Raw genomic sequence first — 6225 nt, forward strand, 5'->3', positions numbered from 1 at the left:
CTTTTCATGAAAGTAGATACCCTTTCCATGAAAGTAGATACATTGAAGGTTCTAGGTTAACCGACTATAAATTAAGCATAATTTTTGGAGCATCCCTGCTTCAGGTATTTAACTTCGCATCAAGCGAGAAATAAAAATACAACTCACCATCTTTTAACAAGCTGTGCCATCGGCTCTTTTAGCGTTGTACCCCCGGCAGGGAAGGATTGGGGGAGGTAGGGTATCTGTACGAAAATCTAAAATAACCCAATCGAAATAAACGACAATATAGCCACCGCCGCAACATAACAGACAAGTATCAACGCGCTGCCTGACCAGCTGCTCAACGCTGTGCCTATCAGTAGTGCCGTGCCGCCGAACAAGGCAGTGCCAGTGTTATAGGCCATCGCACCGGCGGAGGCGCGCATCTCTGCCGGGAACATATCGACCAGACTTATTGTCATGCCGCTGGTTACCATGGAAACGATCTTAACGAACACAACAGCTGCGACAATCGTGTTGTTCAGTATTCCATGTTCAGCCTACATAAAGGCGAAGAACATCGACGGGTTTACTGCAGGCGAAAGAATCGGCTGAATCTGAAGTTTTTGTTAGCGAACTGGCACAGCGTGTGCCACAACACAGAGACGTACTCATGGCCATCGCATAGCAGTTCAAGCAGAAGGGCATTGAGAAAGGACGCATGCAAGGACACTAGGAGGAATATCTGGTTCGTCACTGATCTCCTTTTCCATCCGTTCAAAACCTGGCCGTTATTCCCCGCCTGACAAACAGCACTATGGCGTTCAGAATTTGAGGCTGCGGATGAAACTGTCTTCCACCATGCTGCTCCTGCGGATACCAGCGATAATGCCATTCTGCCGCTTCTCTTGCAGCGCGCTAAACATGTTCAGGGTCACTTATCAGGAAACCAGCATATGGAATAGACCTTATTGCTGTATCGTGTTGCAAGGACTTCGCGGCAGCGTGCTTGGAAGGCAAGTTTGAGTTCTGAACGGGTCATAAATTATTCTTCAGGAAGGTAATACAAAAAGTGCAGTGTGCAACTTTTTGTCGGTACCGATTCTGGGGAATTTGTACTTGAGTCAGATAGCCCTTACTTACTTTATTGGATAAATTTTTACGGAGGCAGCGCTGCAGGCTGCCTCAGCCTGTCTGAAAATCCGAAAAAACCGGGGAGCCAAGCATGAGCAGCTGGCTAGCCTTTCCAAGATCCATGGACAACCGCACCCTGAGCTAGCGGATGACGTCCAGCGCTAATATCCATGTATACCATTTGGTAGACTTCGCGTCCTTGTGGCCCATCTGAGTATGGGTCACCTTTGCGGCACCTAGCGCTGCACTAGATGCATCACAAAAGAGTCCAGAAAGTTCTTAGGCGTGAACGGCAGGATGGAAAACATCACACCGGTACGCGCCACGGCTTGGCTTATGTATCTGTAGACAGTGTCTTCGTTCTTTATATCCCACGCGCGCGCGTCGGCGCAAACCACTTCCTGAGCCGCTGTACAAATCCCCAATCGGTGAGCAGTACCACCTAATGTGGGTTGTCGCGGATTTCCGCCTCAGCCTGCTGCTCGTCTTTATATCAGGCGTCTGTGTTACACGTTAATCGCATCGCAAATAAATGGGTAACATTACGCAGTTGGGCTTTGACTGTATGATCTTGACCCGCCATTTCCGGACAGCTTTTGTATCTTAAGTTAACGATGCCCGCTGCCGCCGGTATTCTCTCGGAGAGTGATATCCCAGCGCACTATGCAGGTGATTTTCATTGTAATGCGTGAACGCCGCTGCAAGGTTTCGCAGGGCTGTTCTCACATCCGGTTTCGGCATGAACGCGATATAGTCTTCCTTCATCGTCTTCACGAACCGTTCGGCCATGCCATTGCTCTGCGGGCTGCTCACCGCTGTTGTACATGGCTCCAGATTCAGCTCTTTGGCGAACCTCCGCGTTTCATGCGCGGTATATGCTGAACCGTTGTCCGTCAGCCACTGCACCGCTGTGTCGGGCAGCCTGTCGCCGAAGCGCTTTTCCACCGACCTCAGCATCACATCCTGCACGGTCGAACTGTCATAGCCTCCCGTGCTTGCTGCCCAGTCTATGGCCTCACGGTCGCAGCAGTCCAGCGCGAACGTTACCCGCAGTTTTTCGCCGTTGTCGCAGCCGAACTCGAAGCCATCTGAACACCAGCGCATATCGCTTTCTGCCACCGCTATCTTGCCCTTATGTTCACGCTTCGGTCGCTCTGGTTTGTGATGCAACAACAACAGGTTATGCTCGCTCATTATCCTGTAAAGCCGTTTGGCATTCACAGGTGGCTGTCCCTCTGTGCGACGTTGCTTGCGCAGGATGCCCCACACGCGTCGATAACCATAACTCGGCATATCGCTGATAATGTTGAGGATAGCCGACAGTATTTCTGCGTCTGCTTCTTCATTACGCCGGTTACAGCGCCTGTCCTGCCAGTCGGCAGAACGGTTAATCCGCAGTGACAGTTGCGCACGCGACACGCCCATGGTCCGGCTGACCATGGCTATTCCCCGTCCTTTGGCAACAAGGGCGCGTGCGCTATCCATTTTCGCGACTGACCGTACTCCACGGTTTCTTTCAGGATCTCAACTTCCATCGTCTTCTTGCCCAGAAGGCGCTGAAGCTCCCGGACCTGCTTCAGAGCAGCAGTAAGCTCAGAAGCAGGAACGACTTCCTCTCCAGCCGCAACGGCGGTGAGGCTGCCTTCCTGATATTGCTTCTTCCACTTAAACAGCAGGCTGGGCTGGATACCATGCAGGCGGGCGACATGGGAGACATTCATACCCGGCTCCATCGTCTGCTGGATAATGGCGATCTTCTCCTGAGGAGTTTTACGTTTACGGACTTCTTGCCCTAACAGGATCCCGGTCATCTCAAAATTGGTGTTAGTGTTAGACATATATTCAAGCCTATCTCTTATCTGGAGATACAGCTACTGTCTGGTGTTTCAGGGGGCTACATCAGAGGTCTGCTGCCTCATCGTGATGATAAAGTGAAAAAATCTCAGAAAATGGACGGAAAGTTAATGAAGATTTCAATTCCTTACAGGAAGATTACTCAGATCGCCCCAGATAATTTGAGATGGCAGCAGACGTTGTCACAATAAAATCCTTTTGCTAAGGCTGGTGGAATAATGTCGTTTTTTCTGTAAGGAAATTTTCTTAACTTTAGCCATTTCCTGCCTTAAGAATTGCTCCAGCGTCTCTTTCAGCATATGGGCTGCGTCACTACTTGCATCTCTTACCGGTGGCCGGACTGGCTGGATCGTATCAATGTATCGGGTCTTATAAGATCCATGCCGTGCAAAGGTTGCTCGTCAGATAATGCGGCGTGTAAAGGCTTCTTCGGGCGGGTACACAAATGAAATGTACTACCGAAGGAACTGTTCGAGCACAGCGCTGGAATATTTTATGTGCCGCCTGGACAAGTGCATACGCTGGTATAACGAGAGTCGAATCAAAATAATCATTAGGTGCAATGAGTTCGGTGAAGTACCGGCAGCATCTGGGGATCACAACATAACAGTCCGGGAAAACATCCGCATCTCCCAGGCGGACATTACTAGTTGAATATCAATGGTATACATGACTACTCAAAATCATTATTATGTTAAATAGCATATCCGCATATGCCCCGGACCGCACCTCGCCCGTAGCTACCGTCTTGAACGTCAAGCGGTAGCTACGTAGCTTCATCACACTATTTCTATTGCTGCCCTGCCCAAATCACTATCACTTTATCGTCGCCCTTTTCACGTACGAAACCGTAACCACCAGGAAGAGATAAGGTTGTTTGTCTTCCCATCCCGATAGCAGGATGGCGTGCACGAAACCGGCCGATTCTCTGCCAATGAGTAACGTTACTCGCAGCTTTCCCGCTGATATCCTGCCAGTTCATATCCGAACGCGTACCCTGTATTGGATCGGATCCGGTGGGACCGAATTGCCGCGACGATTCATCACCATAGAAAATTTGTACGGTACCCGGCGCAAGCAGCAATAGTTCTGCCGCTGTGCTGCCGCCTTCGCGGAACAGGCGGGTATCATGGGATGAGAGATAGCTCATCACATTAAAGCGTTGTAGCTTATCAGCCATCTGTTGCCAGGTGAGGTCGATATTCGCCATACAGTTGGCAGCTTTCGCCACCTCATCCTGATAATCGAAGTTGATCATCGCATCAAAACCGTGGCGGTAATACTCGCTCTCCATCACCCCATGGCCCCAGGATTCGCCAGTCATCCAGAATGGTGCATTATCGAGTGTTTTATCAGGATGGGCCTTTTTCCACTCTGCCAGCGCTGCGCTGGCTTGCGTTTTCAATTGCTGCCAGGCGTCCTGTTCAACATGTTTGGCGGTATCCACACGGAAGCCGTCGATACCGTAATCACGTACCCATTGACTCAGCCAGTGGGTCAGGTAGTCACGTGGTGTATAGCCAGGGATCTCTTTTGCTGCCGTGTCCGGTTTGAGGTGATAGAAGTTAGGCAGGCCTGAGGCTACCTTCGATTCGGTTTTCAGGTCTGGCAGGAAAGCCAGCGACATCGTCAGATCGTCATAACCGGGACTGTCATAGTCGCCAATATCGGTTCGGATCCACTTTTTACCCCACCATTTCTCCCAGCCTGCTTTATCGCTGAAGTTGATATAGTCGTTGAAACTGTGCCAGGTCTGGCCCTTACCTGGTATCCAGTCAGTCCAGAGCTCACCGAGTGTCTTTTTCAGTTCATCGCCTTTCAGATACAGGGCTCCAAACTGAAATTCCTGCATATCAGCAAGGGTGGCATATCCGGTATGATTCATCACCACATCGAACAAAATGCGGATCCCGCGTTTATGGGCCTCGTCTACCAGATGACGCAGATCGTCTTCGGTACCCATGTTAGCATCCAGCTTCGTCCAGTCCTGTGTGTAGTAGCCGTGATAGGCGTAGTGCGGGAAGTCTCCTTTGGTACCACCACCGATCCAGCCGTGAATTTGTTCCAGCGGCGAACTTAACCATAAGGCATTAACACCAAGCTGTTGCAGATAATCCAGTTTGCTGCTTAACCCCTGCAAGTCACCCCCGTGGAAGGTGGCTATTTCCTGCATACCATCCTTGTGACGGCCATAGCTATTATCATTGGCCGGGTTACCGTTAGCGAAGCGATCAGTCAGTACAAAATAGACGGTGGCATTGTGCCAGTTGAAGGGAGCGTCAGCGTCTGTGCTGGCCCGTTCGAGCAGCAATAAACCGTTGCTGCCGGGAGCAGGCTGCAGCGTGACTTTGCCGCCACTGACAGTAACGATGTTGCCGCTGTAAAAGTCACGCACCTTGCTACCTTCGGCGAAAGTTTTACTGACATCAATAGTCAGAGGTTTACCATCCCACTTAGGACACTGGCGTACAGATACCGCAGCAGAGCTGCTTGCTTTTTCTTCCAGCGAAATCATCATCGTCGGAGTGCCGGAACGGGTATCGATCACCAGGTTATACAGGCCATCCCGGTAAATGCGCCACTGTGGTGGCGGGCTGTGGCAGGGTTCCATCGAAAGCATCTGGTTGAGCCTGATTGGCCCTGTAGGTTGCCAGCATTGCTGATCAACATTAAGTTGCAGTGGACGGGTACCCTTTTCAATTACTTTTTGGCTGATAAAGCGACCAGGGCCTTCTTCGGTAAAGGCAGGGAAATCAGCGGTGGTCCAGGCGGCAAAGACCATCCCGGGGACCAACAACGACGCAAACACAGCGAGTTTCATTACGGGATCCTTCCTGTGTGGTTTTTTTAAGTGTGCCTCTCCGCTGGTCCTATGAACTCCTCCCGGGTGCAGTTTTCCTGGGAGGATGAAAAGGGGTGAGTAATAGTGATCAAAAACAAGCAAGCAGGATTACGCTCTGGGAAATATATACGTAAGCGTCATCTCAGTACCGTCTGTTGAAATTTCCGGTGATTGACGATGATAGAGTCCTCTTATAAACGTTAATGGACTCTATCAATGTCAGATTCTCTTCGTCCCCGCAGGGTTCGTGCGTCTTACTCCATGGACTTTAAACTGGAACTTGTCGAAAAATCTTATCAGCCTGGAGCCTGCATGGCCCAACTGGCCAGAGAGCACGGGATTAATGACAATCTGTTGTTTACATGGCGCCAGCGCTACAGCCACCTTTTGCCCGATGAAATACAACGTTCAGTCAGTAAACCTGATGCTGTCGG

General features: G+C 50.5%; 3 protein-coding genes and 2 pseudogenes. 3 read left to right on the plus strand and 2 right to left on the minus strand.

Annotation, left to right across the window (positions count from 1 at the left end; all coding sequences use genetic code 11):
* Positions 1-550 precede the first annotated feature (550 nt).
* Positions 551-646: pseudogene (locus HA46_RS21405) on the plus strand (ISNCY family transposase); the annotation flags it as partial.
* A gap of 1052 nt (positions 647-1698) precedes the next feature.
* On the opposite strand, the gene HA46_RS20300 reads toward HA46_RS21405, so the two are convergent.
* A protein-coding gene (locus HA46_RS20300) for an IS3 family transposase (RefSeq protein ID WP_143807696.1) occupies positions 1699-2906 on the minus strand; the annotation gives its coding sequence in 2 pieces (ribosomal slippage) (positions 1699-2585 and positions 2585-2906; 1209 coding nt in all).
* A 369-nt stretch (positions 2907-3275) separates the two neighbouring features.
* Here HA46_RS20300 and HA46_RS20305 point away from each other — a divergent pair.
* A pseudogene (locus HA46_RS20305) lies at positions 3276-3556 on the plus strand (IS3 family transposase); the annotation flags it as partial.
* Between the two features lie 183 nt (positions 3557-3739).
* On the opposite strand, the gene HA46_RS20310 reads toward HA46_RS20305, so the two are convergent.
* Complete coding sequence (locus tag HA46_RS20310) at positions 3740-5770, minus strand: alpha-amylase (protein WP_048785050.1); 2031 nt, start codon at positions 5768-5770, stop codon at positions 3740-3742.
* A gap of 237 nt (positions 5771-6007) precedes the next feature.
* Between HA46_RS20310 and HA46_RS20315 the strand changes: the two genes are divergently transcribed.
* On the plus strand, positions 6008-6225 hold a 218-nt coding region (locus HA46_RS20315; RefSeq protein WP_143807695.1), incomplete at its 3' end, for a transposase.

It is taken from the genome of Pantoea septica (genome assembly GCF_002095575.1).
GTDB lineage: Bacteria > Pseudomonadota > Gammaproteobacteria > Enterobacterales > Enterobacteriaceae > Pantoea > Pantoea septica.

What these genes read in the sequence shown, in the direction of transcription:
- HA46_RS20310 (WP_048785050.1), bottom strand. Translation starts at nt 5,770, where the DNA reads ATGAAACTCGCTGTGTTTGCGTCGTTGTTGGTCCCCGGGATGGTCTTT.